This window comes from Dyadobacter sp., from assembly GCF_017744695.1.
In the GTDB taxonomy this organism is placed as follows: Bacteria; Bacteroidota; Bacteroidia; order Cytophagales; family Spirosomataceae; genus Dyadobacter.
The window spans coordinates 497,558-515,426 of sequence record NZ_JAGIAS010000003.1 but is presented as its reverse complement, the minus strand read 5'-3'; the positions used below and the strand labels follow the sequence as shown (position 1 = coordinate 515,426).

13 protein-coding genes are annotated in these 17,869 nt (G+C 50.7%); 8 read left to right on the top strand and 5 right to left on the bottom strand.

Annotated elements, in window-relative coordinates; translation table 11 throughout:
* Positions 1 to 129: 129 nt before the first annotated feature.
* The 3 genes from J7619_RS14245 to J7619_RS14235 are packed head-to-tail and all read right to left on the bottom strand — an operon-like array spanning position 130 to position 5,149.
* On the bottom strand, positions 130 to 2,226 hold the full coding sequence (locus tag J7619_RS14245; protein WP_291199314.1) for a PQQ-binding-like beta-propeller repeat protein: 2,097 nt from the start codon (positions 2,224 to 2,226) through the stop codon (positions 130 to 132).
* 13 nt (positions 2,227 to 2,239) lie between these two features.
* The gene (locus tag J7619_RS14240; protein WP_291199312.1) at positions 2,240 to 3,190 is read right to left on the bottom strand and encodes a sugar phosphate isomerase/epimerase; all 951 of its coding nucleotides are present in this window, start codon (positions 3,188 to 3,190) and stop codon (positions 2,240 to 2,242) included.
* 9 nt (positions 3,191 to 3,199) lie between these two features.
* Positions 3,200 to 5,149 (bottom strand): heparinase II/III family protein, encoded by a 1,950-nt coding sequence (locus J7619_RS14235; RefSeq protein ID WP_291199310.1) that lies wholly within the window; start codon positions 5,147 to 5,149, stop codon positions 3,200 to 3,202.
* 114 nt (positions 5,150 to 5,263) lie between these two features.
* Between J7619_RS14235 and J7619_RS14230 the strand changes: the two genes are divergently transcribed.
* The 8 genes from J7619_RS14230 (at position 5,264) to J7619_RS14195 (ending at position 15,063) form a co-directional block, all read left to right on the top strand.
* Positions 5,264 to 6,550, top strand: a complete 1,287-nt coding sequence (locus tag J7619_RS14230) for a Gfo/Idh/MocA family protein (RefSeq protein ID WP_291199308.1) — start codon at positions 5,264 to 5,266, stop codon at positions 6,548 to 6,550.
* A 56-nt stretch (positions 6,551 to 6,606) separates the two neighbouring features.
* Positions 6,607 to 7,038 carry a tRNA (adenosine(37)-N6)-threonylcarbamoyltransferase complex ATPase subunit type 1 TsaE gene (tsaE, locus tag J7619_RS14225; protein ID WP_291199306.1) on the top strand — a complete coding sequence of 144 codons (432 nt, stop codon included), beginning with the start codon at positions 6,607 to 6,609 and terminating at the stop codon, positions 7,036 to 7,038.
* Between the two features lie 47 nt (positions 7,039 to 7,085).
* Positions 7,086 to 8,312, top strand: a complete 1,227-nt coding sequence (locus J7619_RS14220; RefSeq protein ID WP_291199304.1) for an alanine dehydrogenase — start codon at positions 7,086 to 7,088, stop codon at positions 8,310 to 8,312.
* A gap of 121 nt (positions 8,313 to 8,433) precedes the next feature.
* Positions 8,434 to 8,838: a hypothetical protein gene (locus J7619_RS14215; RefSeq protein WP_291200362.1), complete on the top strand. Its 405-nt coding sequence runs from the start codon at positions 8,434 to 8,436 to the stop codon at positions 8,836 to 8,838.
* A 144-nt stretch (positions 8,839 to 8,982) separates the two neighbouring features.
* On the top strand, positions 8,983 to 9,417 hold the full coding sequence (locus J7619_RS14210) for a hypothetical protein (protein WP_291199302.1): 435 nt from the start codon (positions 8,983 to 8,985) through the stop codon (positions 9,415 to 9,417).
* A gap of 152 nt (positions 9,418 to 9,569) precedes the next feature.
* A complete protein-coding gene (locus J7619_RS14205) occupies positions 9,570 to 10,484 on the top strand; it encodes an ABC transporter ATP-binding protein (protein ID WP_291199300.1) in 915 nt (304 codons plus the stop codon).
* Positions 10,485 to 10,522: 38 nt separating this feature from the next.
* Positions 10,523 to 11,842: an ABC transporter permease gene (locus J7619_RS14200; protein WP_291199298.1), complete on the top strand. Its 1,320-nt coding sequence runs from the start codon at positions 10,523 to 10,525 to the stop codon at positions 11,840 to 11,842.
* A gap of 245 nt (positions 11,843 to 12,087) precedes the next feature.
* A complete protein-coding gene (locus J7619_RS14195) occupies positions 12,088 to 15,063 on the top strand; it encodes a DUF2723 domain-containing protein (protein WP_291199295.1) in 2,976 nt (991 codons plus the stop codon).
* 66 nt (positions 15,064 to 15,129) lie between these two features.
* Here the strand turns inward: J7619_RS14195 and J7619_RS14190 are convergent, their stop codons facing one another.
* Both J7619_RS14190 and J7619_RS14185 read right to left on the bottom strand, forming a co-directional pair.
* Entirely contained in the window at positions 15,130 to 16,461 is a 1,332-nt protein-coding gene (locus J7619_RS14190) for a Fic family protein (protein ID WP_291199293.1), read from the bottom strand.
* A 134-nt stretch (positions 16,462 to 16,595) separates the two neighbouring features.
* Positions 16,596 to 17,786, bottom strand: a complete 1,191-nt coding sequence (locus J7619_RS14185) for an endonuclease/exonuclease/phosphatase family protein (protein ID WP_291199291.1) — start codon at positions 17,784 to 17,786, stop codon at positions 16,596 to 16,598.
* Between the last annotated feature and the right edge of the window lie 83 nt (positions 17,787 to 17,869).

Genomic DNA, 17,869 nt, shown 5'->3' with positions numbered 1-17,869 from the left:
ATGCCCAAGGGCATTTCTGAACGTCGGGGCCGTGCTTTTGCTACCAATATTGCATGCCTAACGGCATTTTGTTCCCGTCACGACTTCCCCCGTTCAAATTCTGAATGCATAGACCGCAGAAGCAAACTTTCAGGGCAAAGCAAACGCCACATACTTATCCCCCGACTTGGTATTCAACTTCCCGCCGCCACAGGCAATGACGACATATTGCCGGCCATTCACTGAATAGGTGCTGGCTGAGGCGTAACCTGCAGCCGGCAATGCAGCTTGCCACAATATCTTACCGGTCTCTTTATCAAATGCCCGGAATTGCTCGTCGCGGCTTCCTGCGATGAATATCAATCCGCTGGCAGTTACCAGCGGGCCGCCGTAGTTGTCGGTGCCCGTCGGCGGGATGCCTTTGGCCGTTAACTCCTTGTATTCGCCGAGTGGGACCTGCCATTTCCTTTGACCGGTGTTGAGGTCGATCGCCGTTAATGTGCCCCATGGCGGTTGGCTTACAGGGTAGCCATTCCGGTCGTACCAACGGTTATAGCCTGTGTGCTGGTAAGGAACCTGCGTTTTAGAGTCGATTTTAATGCTCTCGTGACTTTCCTTATTGGTCAGGAAAGCAATGATCAACTTTCGCTCTGCGTCCGAAATATGCGTGAACGAGGGCATCATACCGCGGCCGTTTTGCAGTATTTGCTCGATTTGCGCCGGTTTCAGACGTTTTTCGAGGTTGGCGAGCGACGGGTAGGAGCCGTCGTGGTTGCCCATCTTGTCGGCTCCATGGCAGGCTGCGCAGTTGAGTCGGTACAATTGTGCGCCCGTTACACTCGCGGCGTTCCGCGGGATTTCCTTTTTGATGAGTGAGGTGTAAACGGGTATTTCCTTGGCCGGAACGTACATGATGCCACCTGGGTCCGTTGCTGCGCCGCCCCATTGTGCACCACCGTCGGTACCGGGGTAGAAGATGGTCGTGCTGGAAGTGATCGGAATGTAGGCGCTGCCAGTTTTGGCTTTCGAAAGCAAATCCACGAGCGAATCGCGGCCAGCAACGAATGTGTTGAAATCACCGGCATTAAATGTCTGGCGCGTAAATGGGACCGGTAATGTGGGAATGGGCTGGGTTGCGCTGATCTTTTCACCATCGATAGCCGGGAAGTTAAATGCCGTTTCCTGAATAGGAAACAGTGGCTTTCCGGTAACACGGTCGAGGACAAAGACGTAGCCCTGCTTGGTAACCTGCACGACGGCGTCTACGCGTTTGCCCTTGTGCGTGACGGTTACCAGGTTTGGAGGGCAAGGCGGGTCGCGATCCCAGATGTCGTGATGTACGAGCTGGTAATGCCACAGGCGCTTGCCCGTTGCGGCGTCGAGGGCGATGAGGCAGTTGGCAAAAAGGTTGTTACCAGGCCGGTTACCGCCATAGAAGTCGTAGGCTGCGGAACCTGTTGGAATGTAAACAATTCCGCGCCCACGGTCGATAGCCATACCTGCCCACGCATTGGCGCCACCGAAATTTTCCCGCGCATGAGCGGGCCAGGTCTCCGCCCCGAATTCACCTTTGGCAGGAATGGTGCGAAATGTCCAAACCAGCTTGCCCGTACGCGCATCATATGCGCGCACGTCCCCGAGCAATGCGGTTTCAGTTTCATTGACCCGCATTCCGGTAATGAGCAGGTTTTTGTAAATCGTATTGGGGGTATTGGAGGTAAGATAATCGTCCGCGCCGGGACGTTCGATGCCGGCTTTGAGGTTAACCCGGCCGTTTTCTCCAAAAGTGTTGATTATTGAGCCATCCACCGCATTCAATGCATAAATCCATTTTCCGGCCCCGAAAAAAATACGTTTCTCCTTGCCGTCCGACCAATAAGTTACCCCGCGGCTTGTGGTACCGCCATTGTCTGTGATAGCGGTTTTCCAGATTGGCTGCCCTGTCGAGGCGTTCAATGCAAACGCCTGCGTCCCCGCTGAGACTCCATAGAGGATGCCGTCGATCACGATGGGATTGCATTGCATCTGCGTGCGGTTGCGTGCAGTATCCGCACCGCCGGAAGCGTACGTCCACGCGACTTTGAGTTGCGTTACATTATCCTTCGTGATCTGATCCAGGGCGGAATAATGGCTACGCGCGCCGTCGCCATTATATTCCGGCCAGTTCTGGTCAGTGGATTGCTTGCTGATCACGAAACCGCATAGCGCGGCAAATGAGGCCGACAAGAGGAGGGGCGTTAGTTTCATGGAATGGCGGTTGTTAAGCGGCTGCCCAGAGTTCTTTCAGCTTTTGCAAATCACGTTTCATGGCATCGAAAACCACTTTTTTATCAACCGTAATCTGAAATGCACCCTGGTCGGCACCCCCCAGCGGATATTCCAGGTGCAAGCAGATCGGTACATCCACTTTCAGGTCTTTCAGCAGTTTGAAATAGGTTTTGAAATCCACCATTCCTTCGCCCAGCGGCACGCTTTTCACGGCCCATTTACCGCTGCTGTTTTTCTCCCAGTAAAAGTCCTTGATCACGATCGTCTTGATATGCGGGCGGATCAGGTTAAAACCCGTTTGCCACGAGAGGCCGCCTTCTACGGTGGCGTGGCGGATATCGTATTGCGCGCCCATTGTTTTTGGATTCGCTTTTTGCAAAATCTGCCAGATTTCGAACATCGAAGCACCTACCATGCGCCCCGAATGGTTCTGGTAGCAACCGTGGATTCCCAGCTTGTCATTCAGCTGACTCAAACCCGCCATTTTGGTACTGAACTCGCCGAGTTGTTCGGGAATCGCTTTTTGCTCATTGTAGCGGTACCAGTTCATACGGTAGTATTTGAAACCCAGCTTTGCTGCTGTTTCGAGCAGTTTTTTGTCGACGGGGTTAGCGGCATCTTCCACGGCGGTACAGAACATTTGCGGCGCCAGGCCTACCTTCTTCATTGCCTCTACCGCCAGCGGGAGATCCGTTTCCACTTTTTCGGGCAGTACGTGGCCTTTGGGGCGCACTGTGAGGTCAATGCCGTCGAAGCCCAACTCTTTGGCCACTTCCGCCATGTCCTGGTAGTTCAGGAATTGGAGGTGCTTGGAGAAAATATTGACTTTCAGATCGTCCGCCGCCCCGTTGGTCGGACTGGCAAATGATTCTTGCGCCAACGAAGGAACAATGCTGCCGGCCAGGGCGCTATTAATGAGGAAATCTCTGCGGGATAAGTTCATGAGGAATAATCAGGATTTGGTGATAACGAAACTGTGTTTGCCTTTGGATTTCAATGCCTTGCTGGTGAGTACAATACGGGTCACCGGTTCGCCGTCCCATTTGGTCTTGAAACTGCTGTATTCCATACCTTCGGTGGAAGGCAACTCTGTGGAAACGGTCCAGCTCTTCGGATCATAAGTGAGCGAAACGGCTTTTTTACCGGAGGTGGTAAAAACGATTTTGCCTGGTGTGCTGATGTCGACCTTGCATACGGTCATGAATACCTGCTGCAACGAGTCGGGTTTTTGTTTCAGGACAAAATCGTCGGAGATTTCCACCGCATTCTTGCTCCGATTGAGCTTTACCAGCCGGTTCCAGTTTTGTATACCCGCCTCCTGCGGATAGGCAGGAGCGATGTCCATAGCGAGCGAAACTTCTTTTTCAGATACATTGCTTTTGACATTTCTTGCATTGAACTGCTTCCCGGCAGGTTGCCCGAGGCCGTTGATGATCGGCAGGTTATGGTATTGGGATTGCGTAAACCACAGCTCGTACCGTTTCGAAGAGAATGTCCGCGCAGTATAGTTGCCACGGCCGGCATCGACAATCACTGGTTCGCCGTCGGCATACACAATGAAATCGCCTACATCATTATGGTTATGGCTTTCTGCATTGTGGCCGGCATGGGTAGCCAGGTACAGGCCGTTGTCGGAACGGGCCGTGAGTACTTCAATATCCGAAAGCCATGATTGCGCCACGGGCTTATAAGTTTTGGACTGATCCTGCTTCAACTCCGAGGTGGTGATCAGGTTCCAGACCTTTCTCGGACGCTGATAGCCATTGCCACCTGTTACCGCGCCAAACTGGCCATAAGCCCATTCTCCGAATGCGGAAAGGGTCGGATCCTGAACCGCTTTTCCGAACCGGTAGAGCATTAACCCATCCGGTTTTAGTTTGGGATCGGCGTCGGCGAAGTTGACGAAATAGTCATTGGTAATGTGTACTTTATAAACGTAGGCCGCCATTTTGCGGATCAGATCATGGTCGTAAACGTTGACTTTCCCGTTGGTGGCGCTTTCCAGGATCGCGAGCGCGTCATAGGCGCTCGCACCCGCGGCAAACCAGTAGCTTGGCCCCTCGTCGCAGCCGCCGTCGTCGCCCAGGCTGTTGAAGTACCGGTCGAGGAACACCATGTATTGATAAGCGTTCTCACTCCGTTTTTGAGCGTCTTTTTCCAATAGTAAATCAGCGATGAGCAGGTTGGACACGATCCAGGGGTTCCAGTTATTGACCGGATTCGTGGTGCTCAGCCATCCGTAGCGTTTGGCCTCTTTCAGCGGTTCGAAGATCTTTTTATTGGTTTCAAAATAGATACGCGGCCTGACCAGCGGGGATATTTTATCCAGTTTTGTGCCCAGAAAATAGTCCGTTAGCGCGAGTACTCCGGCGGTTTCGGCACCGAAGAGGTCGACGGTCGGGTCTTGTACGTCGGGTAATCCGTTTTTAGCCTTTTGCACACTCAAATGCGCGGGTACACCCCAATAAGTTTCTTCGCAAATAGCCCATACAGAGTTCAGAATGGCTTCCATGAACCGGTCCTTACCTTCCACGGCTTCGGCGAGTACGAGGTTCATCAACTGATTTCGCCGTCCAAAGGAAGCGGTCGCGTGCCGCTCGCGGTCGCCGCTGCGGGTAAAATCGAGTAGCAGGCTTGCTGAAACCATCGGGATCGGCTTTTCCAGGGCCTCTTCGCCTGCTTTAATGATCTTGGTAAGTTCGTCGGGATCAGCCTTGCTGCGCCATTCTTCGGGTGTTTTGGGGTAAGGTGCCCATTTGTCGAGAGGAATAAGGGCTTCGTTGAATGCGGTCTGGCTGTATTTCTTTGCCAGAATGTTACGCTGAGTGATCCGGGCGGTTGCGAGCTGGACGCGCCCGAACGACGCGATCGCCAGGGCAAATGCCAGTAGTAGTCTGATCATAACGGCTGTGGTTTAGGAAGTTGAATGTAACCGGATATAAGACTCCAATATCCAGTAGAATCACTGACTCCGGTCTTTAATTTAAATTCAATTAGTATAAATTCCTGAAAAAATATGAATACCAAGCGTCTGAACCGTCGTGACTTTCTGAAAGCGGGTGCCGTTGTCTCTTCCTTTATGATCGTGCCCCGGCATGTACTCGGGCGTGGGTACCGGGCGCCCAGCGATCTGATCGCATTGGGTTTCATCGGTTGCGGCCGCCAGAGCGGAGGCCTGAGAAACCGTTTTCTGGATACTCAGGAGACGCGCATTATCGCGGCTTCGGATGTATACGCGGTCAAGCAGGACGCGTTCGTGAATGCCACCAATCAATGGTATTCCGAAAAACTCGGGCAAGGGACTTACAAAGCGGCGGCGGGTATCAAGGACTTCCGGGAATTGCTTTCACGAAAGGATATTGATGTCGTGGTGATCGCCGCGCCAGATCACTGGCATGCTGCGATGGCCGTACGAGCTGCCGAAGCGGGAAAAGATATCTACTGCGAAAAACCGCTTTCATTGACGGTGAAGGAGGGGCGGGCCATGGTGAATGCTACCAGAAAGCATAACCGGGTTTTTCAAACGGGAAGTATGCAACGCTCCGCGCCGGAATTTACAAAAGCCGTACAGCTGGTGCGAAGCGGGACCATTGGAACAGTGAAAAAGGTGTATGTTAATGTAGGCGGGCCACCGAAAGTGTGGGATTTGCAAAGTGAAGCCAAACCAGAGGGCCTGGAATGGGACTTGTGGATGGGCCCCAATACCATCGAAAGACCTTACAATAACGAACTTGCACCGGCTATGGATGCTAAATTCTGGCCGAAATGGCGCGACTACGCCGAGTTTGGCGGTGGAGGAATGACCGACTGGGGCGCACATATGTTCGATATTGCGCAATGGGGATTGAATATGGATGCCAGCGGGCCGAACGAACTGATCTATTCCGAGCCCGGCAAGGGCCTGGTGTTCAAATATGCCAACGGCGTGGAAGTGATCCACCGGCCAATGGAAGGTAAACAGCATTGCCACTTCGTGGGTACGGACGGTGAAGTTTTTGTGGCCCGTGGCGAGTTAAGGACTACCCCCGAGCCGCTAAAAGACAAGGTTTTCAATGCAGGTGACGCCGGTGTTTACGTCAGTGCCAATCACTATAAGGATTTCCTGAATGCGATCCGGACCAGGAAGGCGCCTATTTGCGACGTAGAGACGGGCCATCGGACGGCGTCTGTTTGTAACATCGGGAATATCGCGTACGGTTTGGGGCGTTCGTTGAAATGGGATCCGCTGAAGGAGGGTTTTGAAGGGGATAAAAAGGCCAGTCAACTGCTGGGCAGGCCGATGCGGAAAGAATGGAAAGTCTGATGTTGTCGGACACATAAAATTGTCACGGGTTTTTCCAAATTGTGTATTTTTGTAACATGATTGGACAGCCCACGGTTATTCGTTTTAAAGAACTCGACGAGCTTGGAAATGTATCCGAAGCACTTCTGAGGCTTGGTGCAGAAACGCCCGTCTGGCTCTTCGAAGGCCAGATGGGGGCAGGTAAGACGACGCTCATTAAGGCACTATGCAGCCATCTCGGGGTTACAACCCACGTGCAGAGCCCCACTTTCTCGCTGGTGAATGAATACGATGCGGGGGGCAGAACAATCTACCACTTTGATTTTTACAGGATTAAGGATGAAACAGAAGCCCTGGACATGGGCGTGGAGGAATATTTCGATTCGGGGGACCTCTGTTTTGTCGAATGGCCGGGTAAGGTGGAAAACCTTTGGCCGCTAAATTATATGCAGCTGCATCTGGAAGCGGATGAAACTGGCATGAGAATATTGGAAGTCACCAAGGTATAAGAGGTCACATTTAGTTAGTTACAGTTTCACTTTCATTTTGCTAGTCAATGGCACAACCTCAGATTACCGGTTTTGAAGAGCTCGCCAAACAGTCGGTGCTGTACCCCCAGGAGTCGTTAATGGCGGTCAAGAAGGACCAGAATTCGCTGCATATCGGCTTGCCGAAGGAGGTTTCGTTGCAGGAAAACCGCATTGCGCTTACGCCCGACGCGGTTGCGATCCTGGTCAGGAACGGGCACGAAGTATGGGTAGAAAAGGACGCCGGCAAAGGTGCCAATTTGTCGGACCATGAATACAGCGAAGCTGGTGCGAAGATTGTCCACAGTCCCGAGGAAGTGTACCAAGCCAATGTGATCCTGAAAGTGGAGCCGCTGGTGGAAGAAGAATTTCGTTACGTGAAGGCTGGAACGACGCTCATCTCGGCGCTCAACCTGCCTGCACTGGAAAAACAATATTTTGAGAAGCTGAATGAGTTGAAAGTAACCGGTATCGGCTATGAGTTGATCGAGGACAAGATAGGAGGGAAACCGATTATCCGTGCCATGGGCGAGATCGCCGGCAGCACGGTACTGCTGATCGCCGCCGAATATCTTTCAACGCCGAATGGCGGCCGGGGGATTATCCTGGGCGGTATTACCGGCGTACCGCCGACCAAGATCGTGATCCTCGGCGCAGGCACCGTGTCGGAATATGCCACGCGCGCAGCCCTTAGCGTGGGTGCGGACGTGAAGGTGTTCGATAAGCACATTTACCGATTGCAAAGGCTTAAATACTCCATCGGACAAAACCTGTACACATCCATTATCGAGTCCGAAACGCTGGCGGAGGCCATTGGAAGGGCGGACGTGGTGATCGGTACCATGCGCGCCGAGAATGGCCTGAGTCCAATGGTGGTAACGCGCGAAATGGTGTCCAAAATGAAGCCGGGTTCGGTGATCATCGATGTCAGCATCGACCAGGGCGGGTCGTTTGAGACTTCGCGGATGACGACGCACAAAAACCCGACATTCAAATACAATGAAGTGATCCATTACTGTGTGCCCAACATCCCGTCACGCGTGGCGCACACCGCGAGTACGGCGCTCAGCAATGTCTTTTTGCCCTTTTTACTCCAAACCGGCACAATAGGCGGCATTGAGGAAATGATTTATGCCAATCGTTGGTTTATGAAGGGAGTGTATTGCCACAAAGGCACGCTCACGAACTCTCACATCGCCCGGAGCTTTAACATGAGGTATAAGGATTTGACGTTGCTGCTGGCGGCGAGGATGTAGGGGGGCTATAAGCTTTAAGCCTTAGGCTGTAAGCTTTTTATATTTTTGACAATTGAACTACCTGTGCTAGCGCGCAATCAGCTTATGGCCTATGGCTTATAGCTTAAAGCATATTACAAAAATGATCAACAACAGTAATGAAAACACCCTGATGGACGATGCGAATTCTCCGGATTTGAATCAGAAATTGATGGGTTATATATCGCAGGATTTTATCAAGGTCGCCGACCAGTTGAAAGAAGCTTCATACCAGATCCGTAAACGCGGTTTTTCGGAATACCCGATTTTCGCGGTTACCAACAACGAGCTGGATCTGGGCGTGTTGCTGATCGATGCGAGAGAACTTACAAATAACTATATTTACAAGGCGTCGTACATGCAGGAGTTTGTCGATCGTAAGCTGATCGGGCCGGAATCGGTACTGCTTTTTACGGAAAACTATAAGAATCCGGAGGAGTTCTGCTGCCTGTTCGCATTGATCGGCGAGTTTTCGGGTTTTGTGTACGTGCCATATCCCGAAGATTAGCGGGTGGGTGTTGTTTGGAAAGTTGTGTAAGGCCGCTTAATAAACAGTTGGAACGCTTACTAGGTCGTGGGGATCGGGTTCCTGAATTTTATTTTAGTTTTAGAGAATTAATTGTTTGAAATTCAGCTATAAAATCCCCCGTCTATGGAATCTAAACTACTTCTTGAAAAAGAACTCGAACCCATTTTTCTTCAAAAATTTCCGCCATTCTCCGAGAGTGTCAAAGAATTTCTCGTGCAGTACGGCCCTTACATTATCCTGATACTCTCCGTTCTCGGGGTATTGGGCTTGCTTACAGCATTGGGCGTTGGTGGTGCGGTTTTGGGAGCTGGGGGGCTTACAGCAGGCATTGGGTTCAACGCCTATGTTGGTATTGCGCTAGGCATTGTCACGCTCGTGATGTACCTGATGGCGTTTTCGCCGCTCAAAGCACGCAAACGAGCCGGCTGGAATCTGCTTTATTACGCGCTGTTGATCGGCCTGATCAGCAACCTGATCCAGTTGAGCATTCTCGGCTTTGTCATCGGCGGGATCATCGGTTTCTGGGTGCTTTTCCAGATCCGCGAGAAATATGCTTAAATATTACCCGGCCTGTGCCGTGTAAAGCGGGCGGATTATTCCGCCCGCTTTTTATTTTTGCCATTGGTCAGTCAAATAAGGCTTTTATACTTGTGGTTACCGCGACCAGGAAAATTACTTCGCATATTTGCGTTTACACCGTTTAGAGATTTATGAACATCATAGAGGTAAGGAATGTAACGAAGGAATATTCCAGCCATACCGCCCTGGATAATGTGAGTATATCCATTCCCAAGGGCTGCATTTTCGGGTTGTTGGGGCCGAATGGGGCGGGGAAGACGTCGCTGATCCGCATTATCAACCAGATCACCGGTCCCGATAGCGGAGAAGTATTGTTCGACGGCGTACCGCTTAATTCCAATCACATTTCGCGAATAGGATATCTGCCGGAAGAGCGCGGGCTGTACAAGAAGATGAAAGTAGGGGAGCAGTTGCTTTATCTGGCGCAGCTTAAAGGGCTTTCGCAGAAGGAGGCAATGGAAAAGCTCAAAAGCTGGTTCATTAAGTTTGATATCAAAACCTGGTGGGACAAAACGATCGGTGACCTCTCGAAAGGAATGCAGCAGAAAGTGCAATTCGTTTCCACCGTTCTGCATGAACCAGACCTGATCATTCTCGATGAACCATTCTCCGGTTTCGACCCGATCAATGCGAATCTGATCCGTGATGAGATTCTCGAACTGAAACAAAAGGGGAGTACAATCATTTTCTCGACCCACCGGATGGAAACCGTAGAGGAACTTTGCGATCATATTGCATTGATCCACAAGTCCCATAAGGTGCTCGATGGTGCCAAAAGGGAAATCAAAGAGCAGTTTAAGACGCATACCTATTTTGTCGAATATAAGGGCCACCTCGACGAACTGGACCCGATTTATCAGATCCTGGACCAGAAGATACTCGAAGACGGTTACCTGCGCTCCAATATCCATCTGGATGGAGAGGCTAATTCCAATGCATTGTTGCTCAATTTGTTGTCGAAGGTGGAGATTCGGGCATTTGGAGAGAACATCCCCACGATGAGCGATATTTTTATGAAGGCGGTCAATGAAGTGCCCGAGGCATAGCCGGGCGCATTCCATTCACAGTGATTAATCCGATTCCCATGCGAAATATATTTCTGGTTATTAGAAGAGAATACCTGGTAAGGGTCAAAAAGAAGTCGTTTCTGGTGATGACCGTACTGGGGCCACTGCTTTTTGTGGCTTTTTATGGGACGGTATTCTGGGCGGCGGTCAGTTCGGTGGATATCAAAACTGTGCAAGTGCTGGATGAAAGCGGTTTGTTCCGGAACAAATTCAAGGACTCGGAAACCTTGAAATTCGAGCTCACCGATAAAAGTATTGATTCCGCCAAAGCCGCATTCCCCAACAGCGATGCCAATGCGTTGGTGTACATACCGGCCAACGTGATCAAGTCGCCGAAAAGCGTCCGCATTTACGCCGCCAAAAATGTGAGTCTGGAATTGAAATCGGAGATTGAAAAGGTCATCGAGAAGGAAATTGAAGATATTAAACTCGCTGAGGCGGGTATCACGCATAAGATTCTGGAAGATTCACGCGTCAACGTTAATTCTGAGACGATCAGCCTGAGTGAAGAAGGCGAGAAAACCAGCAGCTCCGGCGCGGCCACGGTCATCGGAGGGATTTGCGCATTCCTGATTTACATGTCCGTCTTCATCTACGGAACACAGGTCATGCGTGGGATCACCGAGGAAAAAACCAGCCGGATCGTCGAAGTGATCATTTCCTCTGTGAAACCGTTCCAGTTGATGCTCGGTAAGATTATCGGCGTCGCATTGGTAGGGCTAACCCAGTTTGTTCTCTGGATTTTGCTGACTACCGCGTTGACAAGCGCCACATCGGCTATAATTGCCAGCAAAATGTCGAAGGAGTCGGCGCAGATGGCGCAGGAAATGAAAAAGGCGCAAATGCCTAACCAGAATATTCCCGGCGGCAATGTGGATAATCCGGTAGCGGAAGTGCTCGGCGCGGTATCGAGCCTGAACATCCCGCTGATTATCGGTTGCTTCCTGTTTTACTACCTCGGCGGGTATTTGCTTTATAGCGCGCTGTTCGGTGCCGTTGGAGCGGCCGTCGACAACGACGCGGATACCCAGCAATTCATGCTGCCCATTACATTGCCCATTATTTTCTCCTTTGTATTTGCCCAATTCGTCCTCCGCGATCCCGACGGTACACTGGCATTCTGGACATCCATCATTCCGTTCACTTCGCCGATCATCATGATGGTCCGCATTCCGTTCGGCGTCCCGGCCTGGGAAATCGCATTATCGATGGTGCTTCTGATATTAGGTTTCATGGGTACCACCTGGGTCGCCGCCCGCATTTACCGCGTGGGTATCCTCATGTACGGGAAGAAAGTCAGTTATAAGGAATTGGTGAAGTGGATATTTTATAAGTGACATCGGCTGTCGGCTTTCGGCTGTCGAACTTTGGCTTTCTATCGTCAAGGGTTACACTTCCAGGCCATTCGGCCGATTGCCGAAAGCCGACGGCCGACAGCCTTGTTAACTTTTTTTAAGATTCCCAAACCGTTGCCGTTGTGGTTATTTTGCTAATTTTGGCCGATCATTGATAGAACTGCTCAAAAAGAGTCGCCATCTTTGCGCATTGTGCATATAACTTTTTCAAATTTACCGTCTTTCAGATGACCCGTTTCAACCGTACCAACAACCTTACGGGTTGGATTGTCTTTGCTATTGCATTCATTACATACGCCCTAACAGTCGAACGTACCGCCAGCTTTTGGGATTGCGGGGAGTTTATTGCCTGTGCATTCAAATTGCAGGTTCCTCACCCTCCCGGCGCGCCTTTCTTCCTGTTGATCGGCCGTATTTTCTCCCTTTTTGCAATGGGGGATCTGCTGCAAGTGGCATACTGGATCAATATGGTATCGGTGCTGAGCAGCGCATTTACCATTCTGTTCCTTTTCTGGACCATTACCCTGCTGGTTCGTAAGCTGGTCGCCAAAAATGACGAAGAGCTGACCCAGGCTGATACGCTTCTTGTCATGGGAGCCGGTATCGTTGGTGCCCTGGCTTATACCTGGTCCGATTCCTTCTGGTTTTCGGCCGTGGAAGCAGAGGTTTACGGATTGTCGTCTTTCTTTACTGCCATCGTAATCTGGGCTGTGTTCAAATGGGAGCGTATCCAGGATCCCGCGGCGGAGAACCGCTGGCTGATCCTGATCGCCTATCTCGTCGGACTTTCTATCGGTGTTCACTTGTTGAACCTTGTTACGATCCCGGCGCTTGCTCTGGTTTATTATTTCAAGAAGTATCAGAAAGTCAGCGTTTTCGGAGGGGTTTTGGCATTTGTGGGCGGTCTGGTGGTTTTAGGGATTATCAACTCCGGTATTATTCCGGGCCTGCCAAGCGTTGCGGGTAAATTTGAGATATTCTTTGTGAATACATTAGGATTGCCTTACAAATCAGGGGTAATCTTCTTTATTATATTGTTCATCGGCGCGCTGATCTGGGGGATCCGTTTTTCCCAGAAGAAAGGCAATGTGTTGCTCAATACCAGCTTGCTTTCCCTTGCATTCGTATTGATCGGATACGCCAGCTACCTGATGGTACTGGTGCGTGCAGAGTATAACCCGCCAATCAATGAGAACAACCCGAATGACGTATTGAGCTTCGTTTCTTACCTGAAACGCGAGCAGTACGGTAGCCGTCCGTTGTTGTACGGGCCGTCGTTTGCTTCGCGGCCGGTAAGCCAGAAGCGTGGCGCACCCATGTACCGTAAGCAGGATGGTAAATACGTGATTTACGACTACCGTCCGGAGTACGAGTATGAGCCAGGTGCGAATATGTTGCTGCCGCGTATGTACAGCACACAGCCAGGGCATTTTCAGGAATATCAGAAATGGACGGGTGTAGCAGAGGGGCAAAAACCGACGATGGGGATGAACCTCAGCTTCATGTTCCGCTATCAGATCGGGCACATGTATTGGCGTTACTTCCTTTGGAATTTTGTGGGACGTGAAAGCGATGAAGAAGGAGCCGGCAACATGACGCCTTGGGATGTCTCCACTAAATACCCTGAACCCATTGCGAAGAACAAGGCGCATGATAACTATTTTATGCTTCCGTTCCTCCTTGGATTGTTTGGGGTTGTAATTTGCTATTTCCGCCAGAAACGTGACCTGCTTGTGTTGGGTTTGCTGTTCTTCCTGACCGGCGTCGCATTGGTAATTTACCTCAACTCCCCACCCACCGAGCCGCGTGAGCGTGACTATATTTATGTGGGTTCGTTCTACATTTTCTGTATCTGGATCGGCTATGGTGTGATCGCCATTGCGGATGCGATCAGCAAGTTTGTAAAAGGGAGTACGGCCCGTGCGGGTGTTGCTACTGCGTTTGGTCTGGTTGTGCCTGTCATTATGGGCGCCAAAGGTTGGGATAACCACAACCGCGATCACCGTTACCACTCGGTTGATTTTGCTAAAAACCTCCTGAACTCCTGCGCACCGAATGCGATCCTCTTTACAGGTGGTGATAACGATACTTTCCCTTTATGGTACGTGCAGGAAGTGGAAGGCTTCCGTACAGACGTGCGTGTGTGTAACCTGAGCCTCCTGGGTACCGACTGGTATATCGACCAGATGAAGCGCAAGACTTACCTGTCGGAGGCGTTGCCGATCTCGCTCGACAAAAACAACTATGCATTCGGAAAGAACGACATTGTACCTTTTTATGAAATACCAAGTGTGAAGGCAGGTATTAACCTGAAAGAATATCTTGGATTGGTAAAACAGGAAAACAAGGCTATTCAGGTTCCGTTAACCAGCGGCGATATGACGTCCATCCTGCCGTCGTCGGTATTGTTCCTGCCGGTGGATGCCGAGGCTGTGAAAAAGATGAATATCATCAAAAGCGACCTCGTTCCATTTGTGAGCGACTCCATCAGCTGGACGATCGGTAAAGGGGATTTGTACAAATCAGATCTTATCATGCTCGATATCATCGCGTCCAACGACTGGAAACGTCCTATCTACTTCTCATCGACCCTGGGGGGATCGAGCTACCTGAACCTGAAAGAGTACATGCAGCTTGAAGGCTACGCATACCGCCTGTTGCCGGTGAAAGTGCCGGGTGCCAGCGACGGTTATGTGAATGCCGATGTGATGTACAATAATCTGATGAACAAGATGTTCTGGCGCGAACTCGACAACCCGAATACTTACTATGACAACACCTATCTTGGCTCACCGGTAGCTACGGCGCGCATCGCGTTCCTGCGCCTTACCGGCCAGCTTATTGCCGACGGCCGCAAGCAAGAAGCGAAAAAGGCCATCGAGCGCTCGCTGAGCACGATGCCCGACAAGAGCATTCCGTACGACCAGTTCTCGGCCAATTTCATAGGCCCGTTATTCGACCTGGGCGAAAGCAAGAAAGCGCTTGAAATTGCCGAAACAATGGCACACCGCGCCGACGAAGTACTGACCTGGGCGAAGAACAACTCCACCACACGCCGCCGCGATAGCAATGTGTACCTTTACATCATGCAAGTGATCGTCCAGGAATGCCGCGACGCGAAACAGGAAGCCGCCGCCAAGAAATATGAAGCGATCTTCCAGAAGCATCTGGCTGCGTTTAATATGTATGGTGGAGGGCAATAAAATATTCTCTAAAAGTAAAGCCCGGGCATTGACGTGTCCGGGCTTTACTTTTTTTAAGGTAAATGTCTAGGCACCGGACTGTGCATTGTAAATAGACTCAATTAAGGTGGTATGCTCTTCATTCACGACTTTAATTAACCGTGATATCTCGTTTTCGTTGAGTATCTGAGAGTACTTTTTGGTAATTGATAAGCTGCCGGTAGCAACTGTAAATGTCCATTCAAGCAACTTGATGTTAATTGTCATCATGTAATTTGTGCTTGTAAAGTCAGGATGGCGGAACCGATAGAAAGAGTTGATGATAAAAAGGTTGCCAGCCGGGTTTTTATCCAAGGCATGAAAAAGTTGATCACGGGAAGGTGAGGCTTCAATGTCCCTACTAGGGCGGCTACTCGTAGTCTCTGTTGCGTATGAATGCCATTCGGAGTAAAACCTGGAAAACTTAAAACCTTCTTGGCGAAACTCGTCGAAAAGTGGAACAAGTGAGTTTTCAACGACAAAGGAGATCGTTTTAGAAGATTTCGCGACCGCGCGCTCATCTACTTCAAGCATCTTCGCAAAGAATTCCAGCTTCTTATCGACATCATCCGGCTCGTCGATATTCTCTCCCTGTGCGCCGCGGATCATTAATTTAAGTGAATCCACAAGGTTCTTGCCGATATAATCCAGAAATGCGGAGAGTATACCGGCATCGGCTTGCTCCAATGCTGAAAGATAATTGCGTTTGTCCTCGGTTTTGATGATCACGGGAGGATAGCCATGTCGCAGCAGAATAAAATTCATGAGTAACCGGGCAGTGCGACCATTCCCGTCATCGAACGGGTGAATCCTGATAAACCTGTAATGGAATTCGGCGGCGAGCAGTATCGGATTTGATTTCGGATTGCCGTCCATTTCGCGATACCATTCAACCAACCCTTGCATCATCGCAGGCGTTTCCTCTGGCGTCGCGAAAAAGAATGTTTCGCCAGTGACTGTACGAACATGGTTGGGCAACCTTTTGTATTGCCCGATATTTACGGTTTTGTTGGTAGGTTTGCCATCGGCCGTCTCTGCACTTACTTGATACGGTTTTTGTAGGAGAAGCTTGTGTAGCTCACGGATAAACGTTTCGGTTAGTGGCCTATCGCCTTTCACAACATCCAGCACCCAATTGACCGCTTCATTATGACCTCGCATTTCCAGGTGATCGGCGAATGGCTTGCCTTGCGCCGTTATGCCGAAGAGCAGCAACGCTTTGGTTTCGCCGTAGCTGAGTGAATTACCTTCAATATGATTAGAGTGGTAATTCCAGTCCAGCCGGAATTTTTGCATAATACGCTGCTCCTGCTCTTGTTGCAGTGGCCTTAGGTTATCCAACTCATTCTTCAAAAGCAACGCTTCTTCAATCGGATTCATAATGAACGGTCGTTAAATGCGAGGTTACTAAGTTAATGGAAAGATAATTTACTTGACAGGTAGCATCGATTTGAACCATAAACGAAGCGATCCGGGGGATATCCGGGACCGCTTTCGGTTTTTAGGGAAATATTTTACTCCACCTTCAACCTAACCCAAACCAACCTGTGATCGGAGCTCGACTCACGCTTCTCGACCAACTCTGCCATCGGCTCGCCCTTCGCGGGCCAGAAAACACCGCTGTCGAGGATTTGGAAGCCCTTGCGCGAGGGTAGCACATAATCGGCGCGCATCCGCCAGAATGCGGTGTGGTTTTTGGCAAATGTATTGGTGGGCGAATGCTCCGGGCCGCCTTTGCTTGCGGGAGCGGTAGTACCGTCTACGGCCGGATTGCCGATAAGCTGCCGGATGCCGTCGGCGATCGCACTGCCTTCATCAGGGGAGGCATTCTGGTCGCCCAGGATTACGAACGATGCGTTTGCCGGGAGCCCGCCTTTTTTGCCTTTGTCGTCATAAATGTAGCTGCCCTTGCCCACGGTAATATAGTCGTTCCAGAAGCGGATCTCGTCGTGGTTGCGCTTGCCGTTGCGATCTTCCTTGCCATCGAATGAGGGCGGGGTAGGGTGGCTGGCGAGGACGTGGATGGTTTTGCTCCCTACCTTGATGGGAATATCCCAGTGCGATTTGGATGAGAGCGGGAATTGCGCCCAGGCCTCCGGGGCGTACCAGTCGGAACCATCTTCGGTCGTGGTTTTTAATGCGCCTGGCATGTCTTTCCACTTGAAATGCTGGAATGTGCGTATGGCTTTGGTATCGATCGGGTAGCGGGATAAAAGTACCATTCCGTATTGCCCCGGGTAGTTGCCGAAGCCCCAGGCATCGGAGCCGAATTGCTCCTTTTTGCCGTTCCGGTCGAGGTCGTAGGGAGTCGGCTGGCCGGTGTTCACGGTGGAATAATAGTAGTAAGGATAGTCGATGCCTTTCGCACCATTCGAATCTTCTTTCAAATATCCCTTAATAAACTGCCCGACACCTTCCGTAGGGTTTTTGACATAGTCGAACTCGTTGAGCAGAATCACGTCAGGCCGGACCGTTTTGATAATCTGCGCGATGTTTTTAATCTGCTGATTGGAGCCGGAAGCAAGCTCTTTGATCAGTACTTTTTCAGAATTGCCGGGCGTGCCGCGCGGAAAGTAGTTTTCGGCCTCCATACTCACATTGTAAGTGGCAAATGTAATTTCTGCTGGCGTGGTTTGCGCAGCAAGCAGCCCCGGGTTGGCGAGCCCCAGGCAAAGCAGTGCACCGGAAAGCAACTGAGATTTCATTGAGTAAATGTTTTTGGTTATTTAATGATCGATGATGAGTTGCGGCAGGCCGCTGTTGGTGTCAAGCAAAAAGAGCCGCTCCG

Excerpts from the sequence above, each read along its gene's own strand:
- J7619_RS14215 (WP_291200362.1), top strand. The coding sequence starts at position 8,434 with ATGATCAACAACAGTAATGAAAACACCCTGATGGACGATGCGAATTCT.
- J7619_RS14240 (WP_291199312.1), bottom strand. The coding sequence starts at position 3,190 with ATGAACTTATCCCGCAGAGATTTCCTCATTAATAGCGCCCTGGCCGGC.
- tsaE (WP_291199306.1), top strand. The coding sequence starts at position 6,607 with ATGATTGGACAGCCCACGGTTATTCGTTTTAAAGAACTCGACGAGCTT.
- J7619_RS14190 (WP_291199293.1), bottom strand. The coding sequence starts at position 16,461 with ATGAATCCGATTGAAGAAGCGTTGCTTTTGAAGAATGAGTTGGATAAC.
- J7619_RS14195 (WP_291199295.1), top strand. The coding sequence starts at position 12,088 with ATGACCCGTTTCAACCGTACCAACAACCTTACGGGTTGGATTGTCTTT.
- J7619_RS14245 (WP_291199314.1), bottom strand. The coding sequence starts at position 2,226 with ATGAAACTAACGCCCCTCCTCTTGTCGGCCTCATTTGCCGCGCTATGC.
- J7619_RS14185 (WP_291199291.1), bottom strand. The coding sequence starts at position 17,786 with ATGAAATCTCAGTTGCTTTCCGGTGCACTGCTTTGCCTGGGGCTCGCC.
- J7619_RS14210 (WP_291199302.1), top strand. The coding sequence starts at position 8,983 with ATGGAATCTAAACTACTTCTTGAAAAAGAACTCGAACCCATTTTTCTT.
- J7619_RS14200 (WP_291199298.1), top strand. The coding sequence starts at position 10,523 with ATGCGAAATATATTTCTGGTTATTAGAAGAGAATACCTGGTAAGGGTC.
- J7619_RS14220 (WP_291199304.1), top strand. The coding sequence starts at position 7,086 with ATGGCACAACCTCAGATTACCGGTTTTGAAGAGCTCGCCAAACAGTCG.
- J7619_RS14230 (WP_291199308.1), top strand. The coding sequence starts at position 5,264 with ATGAATACCAAGCGTCTGAACCGTCGTGACTTTCTGAAAGCGGGTGCC.
- J7619_RS14205 (WP_291199300.1), top strand. The coding sequence starts at position 9,570 with ATGAACATCATAGAGGTAAGGAATGTAACGAAGGAATATTCCAGCCAT.
- J7619_RS14235 (WP_291199310.1), bottom strand. The coding sequence starts at position 5,149 with ATGATCAGACTACTACTGGCATTTGCCCTGGCGATCGCGTCGTTCGGG.